13 protein-coding genes and 8 pseudogenes are annotated in these 19,526 nt (G+C 65.0%); 9 read left to right on the top strand and 12 right to left on the bottom strand.

The features are described 5' to 3' along the window. The first annotated feature begins 584 nt into the window (after window positions 1–584). The 4 genes from OWR21_RS08620 to OWR21_RS08635 all read left to right on the top strand — a co-directional run bounded on the left by OWR21_RS08620 (window position 585) and on the right by OWR21_RS08635 (window position 3,723). On the top strand, window positions 585–1,337 hold the full coding sequence (locus OWR21_RS08620; RefSeq protein ID WP_332395002.1) for a PAS domain S-box protein: 753 nt from the start codon (window positions 585–587) through the stop codon (window positions 1,335–1,337). 557 nt (window positions 1,338–1,894) lie between these two features. Continuing rightward, window positions 1,895–2,140, top strand: a complete 246-nt coding sequence (locus tag OWR21_RS08625) for a hypothetical protein (RefSeq protein ID WP_332395003.1) — start codon at window positions 1,895–1,897, stop codon at window positions 2,138–2,140. A 35-nt stretch (window positions 2,141–2,175) separates the two neighbouring features. After that, on the top strand, window positions 2,176–2,808 hold the full coding sequence (locus OWR21_RS08630; protein ID WP_147214653.1) for a DUF2968 domain-containing protein: 633 nt from the start codon (window positions 2,176–2,178) through the stop codon (window positions 2,806–2,808). Window positions 2,809–3,003: 195 nt separating this feature from the next. Beyond that, entirely contained in the window at window positions 3,004–3,723 is a 720-nt protein-coding gene (locus OWR21_RS08635; RefSeq protein ID WP_316899493.1) for a ribonuclease E, read from the top strand. A 25-nt stretch (window positions 3,724–3,748) separates the two neighbouring features. Here OWR21_RS08635 and pcp read toward each other — a convergent pair. From pcp to OWR21_RS08675, 8 genes and pseudogenes are all read right to left on the bottom strand, one after another. Next, a pseudogene (pcp, locus tag OWR21_RS08640) lies at window positions 3,749–4,395 on the bottom strand (pyroglutamyl-peptidase I). A 78-nt stretch (window positions 4,396–4,473) separates the two neighbouring features. Beyond that, window positions 4,474–5,494: pseudogene (locus tag OWR21_RS08645) on the bottom strand (TRAP transporter substrate-binding protein). Window positions 5,495–5,632: 138 nt separating this feature from the next. Continuing rightward, window positions 5,633–6,589: a DUF979 domain-containing protein gene (locus OWR21_RS08650; protein ID WP_012762372.1), complete on the bottom strand. Its 957-nt coding sequence runs from the start codon at window positions 6,587–6,589 to the stop codon at window positions 5,633–5,635. A 3-nt stretch (window positions 6,590–6,592) separates the two neighbouring features. Next, window positions 6,593–7,318 (bottom strand): DUF969 domain-containing protein, encoded by a 726-nt coding sequence (locus OWR21_RS08655; RefSeq protein ID WP_332395004.1) that lies wholly within the window; start codon window positions 7,316–7,318, stop codon window positions 6,593–6,595. 54 nt (window positions 7,319–7,372) lie between these two features. Next, window positions 7,373–8,116, bottom strand: coding sequence for a 5-oxoprolinase subunit PxpA (gene pxpA / locus OWR21_RS08660; protein WP_147214650.1), 744 nt, complete (start codon window positions 8,114–8,116; stop codon window positions 7,373–7,375). A gap of 19 nt (window positions 8,117–8,135) precedes the next feature. Next, a complete protein-coding gene (locus tag OWR21_RS08665) occupies window positions 8,136–9,185 on the bottom strand; it encodes a biotin-dependent carboxyltransferase family protein (RefSeq protein WP_332395005.1) in 1,050 nt (349 codons plus the stop codon). Next, window positions 9,182–9,829, bottom strand: a complete 648-nt coding sequence (gene pxpB / locus OWR21_RS08670) for a 5-oxoprolinase subunit PxpB (protein WP_316889604.1) — start codon at window positions 9,827–9,829, stop codon at window positions 9,182–9,184. Before pxpB ends, OWR21_RS08665 begins: the two co-directional genes overlap by 4 nt. Window positions 9,830–10,104: 275 nt before the next feature. Then, window positions 10,105–11,318 (bottom strand): annotated as a pseudogene (locus tag OWR21_RS08675) (multidrug effflux MFS transporter). Window positions 11,319–11,802: 484 nt separating this feature from the next. Between OWR21_RS08675 and OWR21_RS08680 the strand changes: the two are divergent. The 5 genes and pseudogenes from OWR21_RS08680 to OWR21_RS08700 all read left to right on the top strand — a co-directional run bounded on the left by OWR21_RS08680 (window position 11,803) and on the right by OWR21_RS08700 (window position 17,042). Further along, a pseudogene (locus tag OWR21_RS08680) lies at window positions 11,803–13,301 on the top strand (ABC transporter ATP-binding protein). Then, window positions 13,294–14,398 (top strand): annotated as a pseudogene (locus OWR21_RS08685) (ABC transporter permease). The pseudogenes OWR21_RS08680 and OWR21_RS08685 overlap by 8 nt, the downstream one beginning before the upstream one ends. A 1-nt stretch (window position 14,399) precedes the next feature. After that, a pseudogene (locus OWR21_RS08690) lies at window positions 14,400–15,315 on the top strand (ABC transporter permease). A gap of 79 nt (window positions 15,316–15,394) precedes the next feature. Then, window positions 15,395–16,547 (top strand): annotated as a pseudogene (locus tag OWR21_RS08695) (BMP family ABC transporter substrate-binding protein). Window positions 16,548–16,745: 198 nt separating this feature from the next. Then, complete coding sequence (locus OWR21_RS08700) at window positions 16,746–17,042, top strand: YkvA family protein (protein WP_332395006.1); 297 nt, start codon at window positions 16,746–16,748, stop codon at window positions 17,040–17,042. 9 nt (window positions 17,043–17,051) lie between these two features. Here OWR21_RS08700 and OWR21_RS08705 read toward each other — a convergent pair whose 3' ends face one another. From OWR21_RS08705 to OWR21_RS08720, 4 genes and pseudogenes are all read right to left on the bottom strand, one after another. Beyond that, window positions 17,052–18,032 carry a quinone oxidoreductase family protein gene (locus tag OWR21_RS08705; RefSeq protein WP_332395007.1) on the bottom strand — a complete coding sequence of 327 codons (981 nt, stop codon included), beginning with the start codon at window positions 18,030–18,032 and terminating at the stop codon, window positions 17,052–17,054. After that, window positions 18,029–18,460 (bottom strand): methylglyoxal synthase, encoded by a 432-nt coding sequence (locus OWR21_RS08710; RefSeq protein WP_332395008.1) that lies wholly within the window; start codon window positions 18,458–18,460, stop codon window positions 18,029–18,031. Before OWR21_RS08710 ends, OWR21_RS08705 begins: the two co-directional genes overlap by 4 nt. Window positions 18,461–18,470: 10 nt before the next feature. Further along, a pseudogene (locus tag OWR21_RS08715) lies at window positions 18,471–19,261 on the bottom strand (SDR family oxidoreductase). A 50-nt stretch (window positions 19,262–19,311) separates the two neighbouring features. After that, window positions 19,312–19,526, bottom strand: a 215-nt coding sequence (locus OWR21_RS08720) for an EamA family transporter (protein WP_332395009.1), incomplete at its 5' end; no start/stop codon positions are given.

Genomic DNA, 19,526 nt, shown 5'->3' on the forward strand with positions numbered 1-19,526 from the left:
ACATCGTGTCCGGTGCGACCAACACCGCAAAATAACGTCCGCGATCTTGGTACAACCTTACCTTGCAAATCAAATCCATATTAATCGGGCGTTAAATCAAAACAGGCTTATTGATTATTCTTTTCTCGAATGGAATAACCTGACGGGCTCTGCTGCGCGTTGCTGCCAATGCCAAGGACAGAAGTGCTGCCCCAAGCCCCCGGGCTTGGGGTTAGTCAAGCGCGTAAAGACGCTTCCCCGTTCTTCAAAGTTGCGGCTCGTTCTTATGAGGTTCCCTCACCAACGATCGGATTGGTGATGGCCCGCGCATCAACACCGAAGCCATATCGCCGGAACGCCAACTCGCAAAGACGCGGGGAGAATCCGCTCACCCCGCGCCTACGAGACGTGTTTGGCCTGCGACGGCCAGGCGACTTGCTGTTTTCCCCGTTACCCGCCCTGCGTCGGCTCCATGGAACCGCACGGGCGCTGAACTTTTTATCAGGCACGATGCTGATGCCCAATATTGTCGAAAACGATAGCAGACGCTATTCTGGCTGGCACCCTGCTAATTAGAGGTATGAACCCGCCAGCAGACGCCGTTCATGCGGCTGCAATTGGGTGCAACGAGCTTAGATCAACGTTTTCCAAAGCGCGGCAAGTTCTGGCAGCGCTGTCATATCGCCGTTATCCGGGATGGCGATCACGCATTGATAATGCGCATCGGCGCTTTGGCATCGGTTCTCTTGTATTGCAACTCAACGCGTCAAACCATGGAAGTCCTCAAGGATGTAAGCGCGATCGCGTTGGCCAATAGTCTTCCAGATGGCGTCTTTCTGGTCGACGAGCGTGGGCGGATCCGTCACGCCAATGCTGCGTGGGAAGACATTCTTGGTTACCGCCCCTCCGACCTGCTTGGGCAAACCATGCTCGAACTCGTGGCGCCTGACGACCGCGACAGAACGCAAAAGCAAGCGGGTCGCGTTCAGGCTGGCATTAAATGCACCGGATTTGAGAATCGCTATCGGCACCAGCTTGGCACCGATGTCTATTTGTCGTGGTCCGCACAGTGGAACGTGGAGCATCGGCTCCGCATCGGCGTGGCACGTAACGTCACCGCAACAAGAACGGCGGCCGAGCACAGTCCCTTGGCGCAACTGCAGGCGCGTCTCGCGCCTCATGAATCCAGGGTATTGCAGTTGTTATTGACTGAAGCCGCAGAAAAGCAGATTGCGGAACAGCTCGGTCTGGCCACGTCGACCACGCACTCTTACATCACGAGCGTCTATCGCAAGTTCGGCGTGCGTGGCCGCGCTGGGCTGATGAGCCTGTGGCTGAAAGAGATGCAAAGCCGCTGATCCCCGCTTTGTTCATGGCCGGGCCTTGGCAAGGGAGCGCTTCCGCTCGCCGGTTTCCTTTGTCACCGGTACGCCAACCTCGCCTTGTGCCCGGCCACCCCATCGTTGCATCACCATGTGGCACAAATAGGGCATGCCCCCTGGGCTATACTGCGGCCCCTCACGCACACAACGTGACCTCGGATTGGCGTCCGAGAATATCGCAGGCGGGTACGACCGCCGGTTGGCGGTTTTTTTACGCCCGTACATCAAGCGCCTCCTATGGTCGGGCCTTGGTGGGGGAGCGCTCGCGCTCGCCGGTTGCCTGCGATACCGGTACGCCAACTCTACCTTGTGCCCGGCCACCCTGATTGGCGTCAGGGAGCGGGATACCAACCCATCGCAGGAGGCCCCGACGTGCGCCATGCCATCGCTCGCCCTGAGCAATCGCAATCCCCTCCCCAGACGGCGGCCGTAAACTCCAGCGCGAGATTGAATCGCTTCAGCAGCAACGTGCCGACCTCGTACGAGCGTTGGCAGCGGCCGAAGCATCCGTAAGAACATTCCCCATCGGCTCATTGCAACAGGCCAACGCACGGGCCCGCGTCACGCGTTTGCAGAGAGAGCTGCGGCGCTTGAAAGCCGCGCTTGGCACGCCAAAGCGGCATCAGGACGTCGGCGACTTCCTGATCGAGATGTTCCGCGAGCGCGTTTCTTTCAGCGAATGGCAGTCCATCGTGGCCGAGGCGCGACGCCGCCATGAGTCAAAGGCGACGGAAGGTCAAATCGGTACGCTCGCTGCGGGGCCGGGCGCACAAAGCTGATATAGTCGCGTCGCCTCCGATTTCTGAACTTTGCGATGTCTCTCGTACTCCGCCGAACCGTCCTCACGTTCGTTGCCGCAGCCTCGGTTGCGGGCGCCGGCCTCGTCCACGCGCAAGCCAGTGCACCACAAGCGCCGGCAGTGTCCACGGCTGCGTCGGGCGGCACCGTCGCTGAACTGCAGCAATTGCTGGCGCAGAAGCGCCTGACCGAACTGCGCACGACCTACAACGGCGACTACGGCACGAGCCTGCTGCTGGTCAACGAAGACACCACGGCCTACGTCGCCCTGTCGTATCGCAAAGAACTGTGGCGTGTGTACAAGTTTGCGTCGGTCGCTCCGGCCGAGGGCGCGTACGAAACGCTGGCCAGCCAGACCCGTACGTGGGCCGAAGATGATCTGCGCCGCGCCGTTACGGCAGGCCAGAAGGCCCAACTGGAGCGCGAAGCCCAGGCAGCCCAGCAGCGCGCCGCCTCGCTCAGCGAGGAGGTCCGCATCATGCAGGCGCAGCGCCAAAAGATGCTGACCGAACAGCAGACCATGCGCCAGGAGACGAAGGCGCTGGACATCGAGCGCCGTGCGTACCAGACCCAGGTCGAATCGCTGCAGCAGCAGATCCGCTTGCTGGAAAAACAGCTCAACGATCCGCATTGGTCGCCGGCGCCTTAAACGTCTCGTCAAGGTCTTTGACATTCACCTTCCTGGCCTGGCGCAGCTGCGGCAGGCCACCGACCTCTCCGCCTTCGATGCAGCACGCATCGACTTAAGACCAATCTGATCGACCACCGTCCATCTGCCGCTTAGCATGGCGCCTGCTTGCGCAGCCGGCTTGCATGCGCGCTGCGGCCATCAGCGGAGACGGACGTGGAATCCCCCAACTTCATCATCGACGGACACCTGCGCCTACCGGGCTTGGTGCGTATGCCGCCGCCCTTCGGGCCTGCACTCGACAGCGCGCCGCCCAGCGCCGCGGCACAGGTCAGCGCATCGTCCGATCCGGTAGCCCACACGTGCGGTGACACCGGCACAGCCGGCCGTGGGCAGTGGCGTCGACGCATGACCGGGCTGTCGATTGGCATGGCGTGCACGTTGGCGGCCGCACTGCTTGGCTGGCAGACCGGGCAACATCGGCAGCCAGCCGCAGGGTTGGATCAAGCAACCGTGGCCGCCATCGCCCCGCAGACCGTACCGTCTCTTCCGCTCGAATATTCTCCTGCGACGTTTGCGGAAACCAGCGAAGCTACAGAATCCGAAGGCGTTACCACAGCCGCGACCAACGTTGTCCAGGCACCCGACATGGCGCTCGACGAAACGGAAGTTGCCGCGCCGGTCCTCGCTGCAGCACCACCAGCCTTGACGCAATTGCCGGTGAAACGAATACGACCGCGAGCATTGCCGCAGCCCGTCGCGCACGCGAAGACGGCGCCCGAATTGCAGCGCTCGCCCGTATTGCACGACGAAGCGCCCGCGGCCATCGAAGTCGAATGGCCCACGACCGACACGGCACCGATCACCTCCGCCTATGCGGCGCCGGGCACGCCGGTGCGCATTGAGCTGCAACGACATACGCGCTTCACGGACTGACCGGAGCGCGTGCCGCCGCGCCGGCTCAGTGCAGCTGGCCGCCGGTTTCCCGTACGTCGTGCAGCGTGCGCAGCGTTGTCTCGATGGCGATGCGCAGCCCGGCGACGATGGTGTCGTGCGCCATGCTCGGTTGCCCCGGGTGCTTGGCCGCCTGCGACGGCAGATACGGGATGTGGATGAAGCCGCCGCGCGTGGGCAGCTTGTGGCGGGCGATGGCGTGCATCAACCCATAGAAGACGTGATTGCAGACAAAGGTGCCCGCCGTCTGCGAAACCGACGCAGGAACACCGCCCGCACGCAGTTCGCGCACGATGGCCTTGATCGGCAGCGTTGAAAAATACGCGGCCGGCCCGTCACTCGCGATGGCGATATCGATCGGTTGCTTGCCGGCGTTGTCGGCAATGCGCGCGTCGTCGACATTGATGGCGATGCGCTCGATCGCCATCTCGGCACGGCCACCGGCCTGCCCCACGGCGACCACCACATCCGGCTGCAGCGTCTGCAGCAACTTGCCGAGCACTTTGTTGGACTCGCCAAAAATGGTCGGCAACTGGCGCGCGACGATGTCGGCGCCTGCGATTTCTGCCCGTCGAGGGTGCGCACGGCTTCCCACGACGGATTGATGGGTTCGTTCTCGAACGGATCGAAACCGGTGACGAGGACGGTAGGCATGACGTTCTCCTGCTTGCTGCGTAAGACAAAAACGATGATAAACGTCCGTCGAACATCATGCCCAAGCGCGTTGCGGCGTCAGTTTGCCTTGCTGCGCTTGTTCTCGAAGTTCAACAGGATGTCGACTTCTTCCGTGCCCGCGGTGTGCAGCCATTCTCGCGTCAGACGCTCGCCCAGGCGGCGCATGTCGCCCTGCAGGGTCACGTCAGGATTGAGCACACGCACGCCGGTCTTGGCGAGTTCGGCTTCATCGCGCTCGTAGGTCTGGCGGCTGGAATCCCAACCGCGCGTTTCGTAATCCTTGGCGAGCTTGAGCACCGTCTGCTGCATTGCTGGCGGAGCTTGGCAAAGCGCGCTTCGTTCACGAACACGGCATTCTTCGGAATCCACGCATTGACCTTGTAGTAGTACGTCATGCGCTGGCCGGCCTTCGTCTCCAGACCGGTGGACGGCGAGGTGACCATGGTGTCGATGCGGCCACCGGCAATCGCGGCGGTCAGGTCTGCGGCTTCCACCTGCACGGCCTGCGCGCCATACAACTCGGCAATGCGCTTTTGCGCCGCGTTATACGTGCGCAAACGATGTCCCTTCAGGTCGGACAAACGGGCAATCGGTGTTTCGGAATACAGGTTCTGCGGCGGCCAGGGCACGGCGTACAGCAGGCGCAATCCGTTGGCCTTCATCAACGCTTCGATGTGGCTGCGCGAGGCATCCCACAGCAGGCGCGCATCGTTGTAGCCCGATACCACGAAAGGAATCGAATCTACGCCGAACAGCGGATCGCGCTGGGCCAGCGTCGACAGCATCACCTCGCCGGCTTCGGCCTTGCCGTCCTTGACGCCGTCAAAGATGGCAGCCGGCTTGAGCAGCGTGCCGTTCGGATAGACCTCAAGCTTGAGCCCGCCATTGGTGGCGCTGCTGACGGCACTTGCGAAGGCCTGCAGGTTTTGCGTATGGAAATTGAGGGCCGGATACGGCGTGGCCTCCGGAGCGTTTCCGCACGGGCTTGCGCGGCGGAAATCAACGACAGCGCGCTGGCTGCGAGAACACAAAAAAGGCGTCCCGACATGGAACGGCCGCTCGTCATCTGGCTGCTCATGAATCCCCCCGGAGAAGAGCACGATGCGAGGTCTACGACCGCGTGCCCTTGTCTCGCGGGCAGCGACCGCGCTCGGTGGCGTCCGCCGGCTGAGAACCGCCAGCGTGACGCGCACCGCACGCGTCGCATTAAACACGATTAGTGCAGCATCAGGAAGTACAAGAGCACGATATTGGCTGCAAGCAACAGTAGCGCGGTCGGGACTTGCGCTTTGATCACGGCGTTCTTATCGGACAACTCCAACAGCGCGGCGGGCACGATATTGAAGTTCGCCGCCATCGGGGTCATCAGCGTGCCGCAGTAGCCCGAGAACATGCCGATCGCCGCCATCACCGCCGGGTTGGCATGGAACACGCCCACCAGAATGGGCACCCCCACCCCGCCCGTCATGACCGGGAACGCCGCAAAGCCGTTGCCCATGATGACGGTGAACAGCGCCATGCCCACGCAATAGACGACGACCGCGACGAGGCGATAGTCCATGTTGATGTAGGCGGTGGTCAGGTGCGCCACGGCCTTGCCCACGCCGGCATCGGCAAAGACGAGGCCCAGCATGGCCAGCATCTGCGGCAGCACCAACGCCCAGCCGAGCGACTCCGTCAGCCGCCGTGACTCACGCATGGCCTGCACCGGCGTGTCACGCGTCAACCAGCACGCCAGCGCCAGCGAGATGATGCAGCCCAGGCCCAGCGAGACGAACGTCTGGTTCTTCGGATCGAGCAGCAGGTCGCCGCCGATCTTCACGTCCTTCAGGAACACGCTGCCGATGACGGTGACCAGCGGAATGGTCAGCGCCGGAATGAACAGGCGGTTGCCCAGGCGCTTGGCGGATGCGCGGCGTTCTTCCGCCGGCAGTTCACCGTGCTTGCCCAGCGTCACGCCGCCCGTGCCGGCCAGCAGTGCCATCACCACGGCACCCACGCCCACCACGATCGGCGGGAGCTTGTCGCCAACGAGGAAGATGACGGCGAAGATCGCCCAGAACAGGCCCGTGGTCCAGCGGCGCGGGTGGTTCTTGTCGGCAAAGGTCATCAGCGCGGTGATCGTCAGGATGATCCCGGCCAGCCAGTACAGATAGTTGATCGACAGAATCATGGCTTACCCCTGCTTGGCCGCGGCGGCGTTGGTGTTTGCGGCGGTGCCCATCTCACGGGCAAGCCAGCCGTCCAGGCGCTTGAGGCGCACCGAGTGGATCAGGAATGCGCAGACCGCAGTCGGGATGCCCCACACGGCGATATGCAGCGGTTCCACGTCGATGCCCGAGCCGAGCAGGAACGTGTGCATCAGCGCGATGGCGCCGAAGGCCACGAAGATGTCTTCACCGAAGAACAGGCCGACGTTGTCGGTCGCGGCGCAGAACGCCAGCAGGCGTTCACGCACCGGCGCCGGCAGCTTGCCGAAACGGTTCTCGGCAGCGCCTTCGGCCATCGGGGCCAGCAGCGGACGCACCATCTGCGGATGACCGCCAAGGCTCGTCAGACCGGCAGCTGCCGTCAGCTCGCGCACGGCGAGGTAGACGATCAGCAGACGGCCAACGGTGGCCGACTGAATGCGCGCGATCCAGTTCTGCGCGTGTTCACGCAAGCCGTGGCGCTCGAGCAGGCCCACCACCGCGAGCGGCAGCAGGATGATCAGCGGCAACGTCCGCGTCTTGATGATGCCCGTCCCGATCGCCGTCAGGATTTGTTCGATGGACATCGATGCCGCAAAGCCGGTGGCGATGGCGGCCACGGCCACCACCAGCATCGGATTGAATCGCAGGATGAACCCCGCGATGATGACGACCACCCCGATCAGCGGCCATAGATTCACTGCCGTACCCATGTGGTGCTTCCCCCAAGTTAATAAAAAGCCCCGCTGGAAGGACGGGGCCGTGGCTCAGGCGCCGGCACGGACAGCGATGCCTTCGCTGCCAAGCCGTTCCCGAATGCGTCGCGCGAACGCCAGCGCATGCGCGCCGTCGCCGTGCAGACAAACCGTTTCCGCGCGGATCGGAACCCACGTGCCGTCGATGGCCTTCACGCGCTGCTCGCGCACCATCGTCAGCGTCTGGTCCAGCGCGGCATCTTCGCTGTCGATGAGGGCGCCGGGCGTGCCGCGTTTGACGAGCGAGCCGTCCGGGTTGTAACCGCGATCGGCAAACACCTCTTCCTTGGCCTGCAGGCCAAGTTCACGCGCGGCCTTGACCAGCTCGCCGCCCGCCAGGCCAAACACCACCAGCGACGGATCGAAATCGCGGATCGCGCGCACGATGGCGACGGCCAGCGGCCGGTCGCGCGAAGCCTGGTTGTACAGCGCGCCGTGCGCCTTCACGTGCGCCAGCTTGCCGCCCTGCGCACGCACGATCGCTGAAAGCCCACCGATCTGGAACAGCACGCCCGCGTAGATTTCATCCGGCGGGAGGTGCATTTCAGTGCGGCCAAAGTTCTCGCGATCGGGAAAGCTCGGATGCGCGCCGATCGACACGCCCTGGCGCAGCGCCCAGCCCACCGTCTGGCGCATCGTGTTGACGTCGCCGGCGTGCCAGCCGCACGCGATGTTGGCCGAACTCACCAGGGTGAGGAGCGCCTCGTCGGTGTCGCAGCCTTCGCCAAGGTCGGCATTCAGATCAATTGCAGTCATGGTGTTGTCTTCCGGTGCATCAGGCGTTCAGTCGCGTCTTGGCGGTGCGATGCGCGCTCGACAGAATGCCTTGGCGCTGCCAATCCAGCGCGGTTTCGATTTGCTGCAGATACCGTGCCACGTCGGCGCGGGCGGCTTCGGCTTCTTCCAGCGTCACGCGCTCGAAGCGCACGCGGGTGCCGAGCGGAATCTGCGCCAGGCGCCATTGGTCAGCCAGGATGACGGAGCCGATCTTCGGATAGCCGCCCGTGGTTTGCGCATCGGCCATCAGCACAATGGGCTGGCCCGACGGCGGCACCTGGATCACGCCCGGCACCACGCCGTGCGAGAGCAGATCGCCGCTGCGCTGCTTCTTGCGCTTGAGTTCCGGCCCTTGCAGGCGAAAACCCATGCGGTTGCTGTTGGGCGTGAGCGTCCAGTCCGATTCCCAGAATGCGGCTTGTGCATCGGCAACGAAATCGTCGTACTCAGGTCCGGGCAGCACGCGCATGACAGGCGTGTCCTTCTGCGCACGGTCGAATGTCCAGCGGGCTGCCTTCACGGCAACGGTGTCACCGCTGATGTCGGGGGCGTACGTCGTATCGGCGGGCAGTACGGGCAGCCTGTCGCCGTCCTTGAGCGCGCGCCCTTCGAAGCCGCCAAAGCCGGCTTTCAGATCGGTACTGCGCGAGCCCATCATCTCCGGCACATCGATGCCGCCGGCCACGCAGAGATACGCGCGCACGCCGCCCTGCGCCACACGCAAGGTCAGCGTCTGACCGCGCTGCACAGGGATGGCGCGCCACGCATGCACCGGCGCGCCGTCGAGCGTGGCGCGGCAATCGGCGCCCGTCAGCGCGATCAATCCATTGGCGTGGAAGCGCAGCGTGGCGTTGCCCAGCGTGAACTCGATGCCCGCGGCATCACTGCGGTTGCCGACCAGGCGGTTGCCCACATACAGGGAGAGCGGATCCAGCGCGCCCGACGTGCACACGCCAAAGCGGCGATAGCCGGTGCGGCCCAGGTCCTGCACAGACGCCAGCACGCCGGCCCGCACGATCTCGATCATGGGTTGGGGTTTCGAACTCATGCGCGCACCTTCGAGGCAACAAAGCGGATGCGGTCTCCAGGCGCCAACAGCGTGGGGGGATTGCGCTGCGGCATGAAGAGCGCCGCGTCTGTGCGGCCAAGCAGTTGCCAGCCACCGGGGGATGCGGCCGGGTAGATGCCGGTCTGCTCGCCGCCGATGCCGACCGAGCCAGCCGGCACGGCCATGCGCGGCTCGGCGCGACGCGGTGTGGCGAGCGACTTGTCGAGCCCGCCCATGTAGGCAAAGCCGGGCTGGAAGCCCAGGAAATAGACGATGTATTCCGGCGCAGTGTGGCGGCGCACGACTTCAGCCGTACTCAGGCCGGTGTGCTTGGCGACTTCGCGCAGATCGGGACCTTCGTCACCGCCATAGGCGACTTCGATGTCGACGAGTTTGCCGTCGGCCACCAGCGCCTGGCTTTCGTCCCAGGCTTCGCGCAGTTGGGTGGTCAATCGCTGCGCATCGGCCAACGGACCGAACACGAGCGTGAGGTTGTTCATGCCGGGCACCACGTCGACCACGCCCGCCCAGTTGGACGCGCGCGACGCCATGGCCCAGATCCGCTGCTGGCAATTCAGGGTGGCCGGTGGCGGCACTTCGCACAACAGCGCGAGTTCGCCCAGCCGGTGAATTGTGCACTGCAACTTAACCCCCGTCTCGTCTGCACCGTTGGCGGGAAGATCCCGGAAAAACGGCGCGCGTTTGAAAACGAAAGCGATACGTTAATAAATTGTCGATAAATTCTGTATAAGAAGTTACCCTTAGTCACTCAGGGCCAAGTCGGGGCTGAAGCCGCCCGGCTGCACTCATCATAGGTGCCGGCACGGTGAGCGTGACGGCATGTTATGCCAGAGTCATATGAAAGGAGAAAGACGCCTCCAGAACAGGAGGCGTAGAGGAACAGAAGGAACAGCAGGGATCAGGCGCCGGGCTCTTCGCGCGTGACGCGCAGACCCAGAACAAGCGCGGCGACGGCGCAGACGGCCATCATGCCCAGCAGCGGAAGCGCGGTCTGTCCGATGGCGGCGACCACCGTGCCCGTCACCATGCCCAGGCCGAATTGCATGGCGCCCATGAGCGCCGAGCCCGTCCCCGCACGCGCGCCCTGCCCCGCCATTGCGAGCGCGCCGGTGTTGGGCGAAATGCAGCCGATCGACGCGATGTAGCAGAACAGCGCCGCGAGCACGAGCGGCAGCGGCGTAAAGCCAGCCGCGGCCGCCGCGGCGGCCAGCACGCTCGTGATGGCCGGCACCCACAGCGCCCGCCGCAGCACGCGCGCCGGCGAATACTTGCGCACCAGCCGCACATTGACGCGCGAGGCGGCGATCATCCCGGCCGCATTGCTGCCGAACACCCATGCATAGTGCGACGGGGTCAGCCCGTAACCATCGATCAGCACGAACGACGACACGGTGATGTACGCAAACATGCCCGACAGAAACACCGCCCCGCACCACATATAGGCAGCGTAGTGGTGATCGCGCAGGAGCTCCCAGTAGTCGCGCAGCACGTGGCCGACTGCCAGCTTGCGCGCCTGCTCGGGCGCGAGCGACTCACGCATCAGGTAATGCACGGCCACCAGCGACAGCACGCCAAACGCCGTCAGCAAAGCAAAGATGACGCGCCACGTTGCGAACTGCAGCACCGCGCCGCCAATCATCGGCGCCAGGATGGGCGCCACGCCCATGACCAGCATCAGCGTCGAATACGCCTGTGCGGCGCCGGCCGGATCCATGCGATCGCGCACCGCAGCGCGTGCGATGACCATGCCCGCACAGCCGCCAAACCCCTGCACGCCGCGCAGCACGGCCAGCATCGTGGCGTCCTTGGCGAAGGCGCAGCCGATGGAGGCTGCGACGTACATCGCCAGGCCGATGTAGAGCGGCGCTTGCGGCCAAACCGATCGCTGGCCGGGCCGTAGATCAGCTGGCCGATCGCCAGGCTGATCAGGAAAACGGTCAGCGTGAGCCCCGCCGCAGCCGACGACGTATTCAGGTCGCGCGCGATGGTCGGCAGGCTCGGCAGGTACATGTCGACCGAGAGCGGGCCGATGGCCGTAAGCGCGCCAAGCAGCAGGAGCCAGCCAGGGATTGGGCCGGGCATGCGGGATCGTGCGGGAGCGGGAGCAGTCATGAGGGAGAACTTGACGCGCCGGCGGACGGGAGGCCCGCGCCGGAGCAAACCGAGAACTGTAGCGCAAAGCGGCGCGCCGCGTGCGCGCACCGGGCAGGTGCAAGACGGCCTGCGCGCCCCACCCGAGGGCTGCGCGTGCCACCTGCATACGTCGGCATGACAAGCTGGAACCGGCAAATGGCCCCAATGCGCCCGGCACGGGATTTGCACTCCGCCACCCCTCGTACGAGGCAGGCGCTAGCGGGCCGAAATCGCCGCCCGGCGCGGTGCCGAACGATATAATTTGCCGCTGATGGCAAGCATCAGCCAACCATGATGATTGCTGCGATGCGTCGGCGCGAACCTGCGTCGGCGTTGCCTGTTGTGAAGTGTCGTCAACACCCAAAAAGAGACCGCCTCCGATGCGCATTCGCACGGTGAGCGGCACGGAAACCACGAGCCAACTGTTGTGACACCACTCCCACCACGCCTGTCGCTGACGGGCATGACCAAGCGCTACCCGAGCGTGGTCGCCAACGACGGCGTCAGCCTGACTGTCGCGCCGGGCGAGATCCACGCCGTGCTGGGCGAAAACGGCGCCGGCAAGTCGACGCTGATGAAGATCATCTTCGGCGCAGTGCAGCCTGACGCCGGTGAGATGCAGCTCGACGGCCAGCGCGTCGAGATCGCCAATCCGCACCAGGCGCGCGCGCTGGGCATCGCCATGGTGTTCCAGCACTTCTCGCTGTTCGACACGCTCACGGTGGCGGAGAACATCCTGCTCGGCCTGCCCGCAGGCACCGACCTGCGCGACGTGGCTGATCAGGTGCGCAGCACGGGCGAGAAATACGGCCTGCCGCTGGAGCCGCATCGCCATGTGCATACGCTTTCCGTGGGCGAGCGCCAGCGCGTGGAAATCGTGCGCGCGCTGCTCACTAAGCCGCGCCTGCTGATCCTTGACGAGCCGACCTCGGTGCTGACGCCGCAGGCCGTCGAAAAGCTCTTCGTGACGCTGCGCCAGTTGGCCGCAGAAGGCACGAGCATCCTCTACATCAGCCACAAGCTCGACGAGATCCAGGCCCTGTGCCACACCGCCACGGTGATGCGCATGGGCAAGGTCACGGGCGTGTGCGACCCGCGCCAGGAAACGGCGGCGTCGCTGTCGCGCATGATGATCGGTGGCGAGCCTCCGCGCGAATTGCGCCCCCAGACCACACCGGGCGAGGTGCGCATGGAGGTGGCCGGCCTGTCGCTGCCCAAGGCCCACGCCTTTGCGACAGAGCGACATCGCCCTGCAATTGCGCAGCGGCGAGATCGTCGGCATCGCAGGCGTATCGGGCAACGGGCAACAGGAACTGCTGGCAGCCCTGTCCGGCGAAGACACTCGCGCGTCGGCACAGACCATCAGCATCGGCAACGAGCCGGTTGCCAAGCTGGACCTGCGCGCCGCAAGCGCGGGCTGTCGTTCGTGCCGGAAGAGCGCCTTGGGCGCGGCGCCGTGCCATCGCTGTCGCTGGCGGCCAATACGCTGCTGACGCATCAACGTGCCGCAGGTGCGCGGCGGGCTCATCGACAAGAAGGCTGCCGCCAAGCTGGCCACCGGCATCATCAGCCGCTTTGGCGTCAAGGCCGGCGGCCCGGACGCATTGGCCAAGAGCCTGTCGGGCGGCAACCTGCAGAAATTCATCGTCGGCCGCGAAATCGAATGCGCGCCGCGCGTGCTCATCGTCGCGCAGCCCACCTGGGGCGTCGACGTGGGCGCGGCGGCGCAGATCCACAACGAAATCCTCGCGCTCAAGGCGGGGGCTGCGCCATCCTCATCGTGTCGGAAGAACTCGACGAACTCTTTGCGCTGTGCGATCGCCTGCACGTGATCGCCAACGGGCGCCTCTCCCCTTCCACCCCCACGCACGCCACCGACCGCGAACAGATCGGCCTGTGGATGAGCGGCATGGGACAGCGTCGGCGCCGGCCGCCGCCAGCTCGGAGGTGGCCCATGGCTGACGTCATGCATGGCAGCCGTCTGGCGCTGCCGGTTTCGCTGGAGTTGCGCGCCATTCCGTCGCGCACCATGGCCTACGCTCTCGCCGCTCATCGCGCTGGTGCTGACGATGGTGTTCGGCTTGCTGCTGTTCGCGCTGCTCGGCAAGGATCCGGTGGCGGGCCTGCGCGTGTTCCTGGTCGAACCGCTGGTCAGCAAGCGGGCGATTGGTGAAGTGCTGCTCAAGACCGTGCCGCTGGTGCTGTGCGCGCTGGGCTTGTCGGTGTGCTATCGCGCCAACGTGTGGAACATCGGCGCGGAGGGGCAGCTCATCGTGGGCGGCATCTTTGCAGCGGCCACCATCATCTACGATACGCCAACGCCCGCCATCCCCGGCGGCGTTGCGCTGGTGCTGGCCATCGTTGCCGGCCTCATTGGCGGCGCGCTGTGGGCGGCGATCACTGCGCTGCTGCGCGATCGCTTTCATGCCAACGAGATCCTCGTCTCCTCATGCTCACGTACATCGCGCAATTGCTGCTGCTGTACGTGGTCAACGGGCCGTTGAAAGACCCGAACGGCATGAACTTCCCGCAGTCGATCGTGTTCGACAGCGCGTTCGTCCTGCCGACGCTCGTGGCCGGCACGCGCCTGCACGTCGGCTTTCTGTTCATGCTCGTGATGACGGCGGCGATGACGTTGTTCGTCTTTCGCAGCTTTGCGGGCTATCGCCTTCAAGTCGGTGGCTTGGCTCCGCAAGCCGCGCGCTATGCGGGCTTCGTCGCGGGCGGCGCTGTGGACGGCGCTGCTGGTGTCGGGCGGCCTGGCGGGCGTTGCCGGCGCCTTTGAAGTCACCGGGCCGATCGGGCAACTGCTGCCATCCATTTCCCCCGGCTACGGCTTTGCCGCAATCGTGGTGGCGTTCGTCGGGCGCCTGAATCCGGTGGGCACCGTGCTGGGCGCGATCGTGATGTCGCTCTTCTATATCGGCGGCGAGCTTGCGCAATCGCGCCTGGGACTGCCGTCGGCCATTACCGGAGTGTTCCAGGGGATGCTGCTGTTCTTCCTGCTCGCCTGCGACACGCTCATCGAATACCGCCTGCGCTGGCGCGCGCACCACTGATATGGAAAGTCTCGCTCCCTGATCGCCGCGTCGATCAACGCCGGCACCCGCTGCTGCTGGCTGCCCTTGGCCTCTTGATGAACGAGCGCTCCGGCGTGCTCAACCTCGGCGCCGAAGGGATGATGCTGGTCGCCGCCGTGGTCGGTTTCATGGTCGGCTACCAGACGCAGATTCCGCTGCTGGGTTTTGCTGCCGGCGCGATTGCTGGCATGGTGATGGCGTCGCTGTTTGCATGGCTGGCGCTGGTGCTCGTCACCAACAGGTCGCCACGGGCCTTGCGCTGTCGATTTTCGGCACCGGGCTGTCGGCCTTCATGGGCCAGCGCTTTGTCGGCATGTCGCTGCCGGCGCAGGCGCACGGCATCCCCGGCTGGAGTCGATTCCGTTTGTCGGCCCTGCCCTCTTCGCGCACCACTGGATGGTCTATTTCAGCCTGCTGCTGTGCGGCGCGATTGCGTGGTTCCTGTTCAAGACGCGTGCTGGCCTCACGCTGCGCGCGATCGGTGAATCGCCGGAGTCGGCGCATGCACTGGCTATCCGGTGCGCACCGTCCGCTTTGGCGCGCTGCTGTTTGGCGGCGCATGCTGCGGGCTGGCGGGCGCGTACCTGTCACTGGTCTACACGCCGATGTGGGTCGAGAACATGGTCGCCGGCCGCGGCTGGATTGCCCTCGCGCTGACCACCTTTGCCACCTGGCGCCCGCTGCGCATCCTGTTCGGTGCGCTGCTGTTCGGCGGCGTGACGATCCTGCAATTCCACCTGCAAGGGATGGGCGTGTCGGTGCCGTCGCAGATTCTGTCGATGGCGCCGTTTGCGGCCACCATCGTCGTGCTGGCCATCATCTCGCGCAATCCGGACTGGATTCGCCTGAACATGCCCGCATCGCTTGGCAAGCCGTTCCGCCCCGGGGCTGCCTAAACTGCATGCAGCCTCAGCTTCTGCATTCCGCTTTTATTTGCTTCAACACAGTCAACGAGCCACACAACAGGAGAAATCGATGAACGTCACTCGCAGGATCACGCTGGCCGCCCTGGCCGCCGGCGCTGCCCTGACCCTCTGGGGTTGCGGCAAGTCCAACGACAACGCCGGCGGCAATGCCGCGCCCGCGCGTCGTCGGCCCCCGCCGCTGCCGCACCGGCGCCGGCCAATGAGCCGCTGAAGGTTGCGTTCGTCTACGTCGGCCCGGTGGGCGACGCAGGCTGGACGTACGCCCACGACGCCGGCCGCAAGGTCGAAGCCAAGTTCGGCGACAAGGTCAAGACCAACTTCGTCGAGAGCGTCCCCGAAAGCGCCGCGGACGCCGAGCGCGTGTTCCGCGATCTCGCCACGCAGGGCAACAAGGTCATCTTCGGCACGAGCTTCGGCTTCATGGAATCGATGCTCAAGGTCGCCAAGGAATTCCCGGACGTGAAGTTCGAGCACGCCACCGGTTTCAAGACCGCGGACAACCTCGGTCAGTACGATGTGCGCACGTATGAAGGCGCATACCTGGCGGGCGTGGTGGCCGGCAAGATGAGCAAGTCGGGCAAGCTGGGCGTGGTGGGCTCGGTGCCCATCCCCGAGGTGATTCGCAACATCGATTCGTTCACGCTGGGCGCACGCAGCGTCAACCCGAAGGCCACCACCCGCGTGGTGTGGGTCAACAAGTGGTTCGACCCGGGCAAGGAGCGCGAAGCGGCCACCACCCTCATCGGCCAGGGCGTTGACGTGCTGATGCAGAACACCGACTCCGCCGCCGTCGTGCAGACCGCGCAGGAAAAAGGCGTCTACGCCATCGGCTGGGACAGCGACATGACCAAGTTCGGCGAGAAAGCCCACCTGGCCGCCTCGATGAACAAGTGGGGCGTGTACTACACCAAGGTCGTCGGCGACGTGCTCGAAAACAAGTGGAAGCCGGAAACCGTGTGGTGGGCCTGAAGGAAGGCGCCATCGACCTGGGCGCCTACAACGCCGTGGTGCCGGAAGACGTGAAGACGCTGATCGAAACCCGCAAGAAGGGCATCATCGACGGCTCGGCACCGATCTGGAAGGGTCCGCTCAAGGACAACACCGGCAAGGAAGTCCTGCCCGCCGACAAGGTCGCCGACGACGGCTTCCTGCACGGCATCAACTTCTACGTGGAAGGCGTGGAAGGCAAGATTCCAGGCTAACCTGCCCACGGTCCTACTGCGCGCTACGGACCTTGAACAGGTTCGTTGCGGCAAAAGCCGGCACCTCGCAAGAGGGCCGGCTTTTTTCATGGACGATCGGGCCTCACCTTGAAAACCGGGCCGTTTCCCCAAGCTGATACGATGGTTTGCCGGCCAAGCGTTCTCATGTGACGCCGGCTTTTCATCAAGGAGCCCACGATGTTCGGACGACTTTTCCGCCTGTGGAGCGTGGTGCGCAACGACGTGCGCCTGCTGTGGTTTGCGTTGCGCCATCCGGACAAGCCGTGGTGGCTCGCGCCGGCTGCGCTGCTGTTGGTGGGGTATGTGGTATCGCCGGTCGACCTGATCCCGGATGTCATCCCGGTGATCGGCTGGGTGGACGACATCGTGCTGGTGCCGTTTGCGCTGCACATGTTGCTGCGCGGCCTGCCCGACCGCGTGCGCGAGGACGTGCGCTTTGCCGCCGCCCGGCGGGTGACGCCCACCGGGCGGTAACGCCTCAACTTACGGCAAGAGGATCGTCGAACCGGTCGTCTTGCGCGCTTCCAGATCGCGGTGCGCCTGCGCCGCGTTCTGCAGATCGTAGCGTTGGTGAATCTCGATCTTCACCTTGCCGCTGCTCACCACATCGAACAACTCTGCCGCCATCGGTTCCAGCAGCTCGCGCCGCGCCGTGTAGGTCATCAGCGTCGGGCGCGTGATCTTGAGCGAGCCCTTTGCACTCAGCACGCTGAGGTCAACCGGCGGCACGGGGCCCGATGCGTTGCCGTACGTGACCATCATCCCGCGCGGCGCGAGGCAATCCAGCGAACCCGTGAACGTGTCTTTACCAATGCCGTCGTAGACCACCGGCACGCCCTTGCCGCCCGTGATTTCGCGCACGCGTTCGGTAAAGTTCTCGCGCGTGTAGACGATGGTGTGATCGCAGCCGTGCCCGCGGGCAAGTTCGGCCTTGGCATCGCTGCCGACGGTGCCGATCACCGTGGCGCCGAGCGCCTTTAGCCACTGGCAAGCAATCAAACCCACCCCGCCAGCGGCTGCGTGAAACAGCACCGTATCGCCGGGCTGCACGCGGTAGCTGTCGCGGATCAGGTATTGCGCGGTCATGCCCTGCAGCATCATCGCTGCGCCGGTTTCAAAGTCGATCGCATCCGGCAGGCGCACGAGAATGTCGGCCGGCATCGTGCGCACCGCAGCGTAGGCGCCGGTGGGGCGGCCGGCATAGGCGACGCGGTCGCCGGGCTTGACGTGCGTGACGCCCTCTCCCACCGCTTCCACCACCCCTGAGGCTTCCATGCCGATACCGCCCGGCAGCGGCTGCGGATACAGCCCGGTGCGGAAATAGACGTCGATGTAGTTGAGGCCGATGGCGTGCTGCTTGATGGTGGCCTCGCCGGGGCCGGGTGCAGGCACGTCGACATCGACGTATTGCATCACTTCGGGCCCGCCAGTCTCGAAGATGCGGATGGCTTTCGCTTGTGTCATGCGTGGATCTCCTTCGGATCGGGCGCCACCTGTTGCAGGGCCGACATCACCAGGTCGGCGGTTGCGAGGTTGGTGGCGCAGGGAATGTTGTGGACGTCGCAGGCACGAACCAGCGCGTTGATGTCGGGTTCGTGCGGCTGCGGCGTCATCGGGTCGCGCAGGAAGATAACGGCGTCGACACGGCCTTCGGCCAGTTGCGCGCCAATCTGCAGGTCGCCGCCCCACGGGCCGGACAGCATGCGCTGCACGGTCAGGCCGACTTCCTTCTCCAGGCGGCCGCCGGTGGTGCCGGTCGCCAGCAGGTCGCATTGCGAGAGGAAGGCCTGGTGCGTTTGTGCGAAAGCGACCATGTCGTCTTTCTTGTGGTCGTGTGCGATCAAGGCGACGCGGCGTTTGCGGGCCGCGCTTTCAGGCATAAGGGTAGTCATGGTGATTGGCTTAAAAGGTGCCAGGGAAGCTGCCGCCATCCAGCAGGATGTTTTGGGCATTCAGGTAGCCGGCGTGCTGGCTGCACAGGAAGGCACACACGGCGCCAAATTCGGCAGGTTGGCCGAAGCGTCGGGCCGGATTGCCCTGGCGCTTGCGGTCGAAATTCTCTTCTGCGCTGATGCCGGCCGCCTTAGCACCCGCTTCCAGCGTCTTGGTCAAGCGGTCGGTCTCGAACTGGCCCGGCAGCAGATTGTTGATGGTCACGCCGTGCTTGGCGACTTCACGGGCCAGACCGGCCACGAAGCCGGTCAGTCCGAGCGCGCGCCGTTGGACAAGCCCAGCACGTCGATCGGCGCCTTGACGGCACCGCTGGTGATATTGACGATGCGGCCCCAGCGGCGCTCGATCATCTTGTCGACAGTGGCTTTGATGAGGTCGATGGGCGTGAGCATGTTGGCGTTGAGCGCGGCATTCCATGCGTCGCGATCCCAATCGCGGAAGTTGCCCGGCGGCGGGCCGCCTGCATTGTTGATGAGGATGTCGGGCGAGCCGCCCAGGCGCTCGCACGCCAGCAGCGCTTCGGCACGGCCTTCCGGTGTGGTGATGTCGGTTGCCACGGCTTCCACGCGCACGCCGTGCGCCGTGCGGATGCGCTCGGCTGCTGCCGACAACGCTTCGGCACCGCGCGCGACGATCACCACGTCCACGCCTTCGGCAGCCAGCGCGTCGGCGCACGCAAAGCCCAATCCCTTGCTTGCGCCGCACACCAGCGCACGCTTGCCTTTCAGGCCCAAGTCCATCTGTCTGACTCCTTGTGATTGTTATTTGGATTATTTCGACCGGCCGCCCGTCAGCCGCGACGGCGTGACAGCAGCGCCATCCCGGCAAGCACGAGCGCACTGCCGGCAATCTGCCAAATCGTGATCGGCTCGCCCAACAGCCACCAGCCCAGCAGCAGCGTCGACACCGGCCCGATCATGCCCGCCTGCGACGCCACCGGCGCGCCCACGCGCGCCACCGCCATCATCGTCATCGTGACCGGCGCCACCGTGCAGAACACCGAGT

The organism is Ralstonia sp. 1B3 (assembly GCF_036631435.1).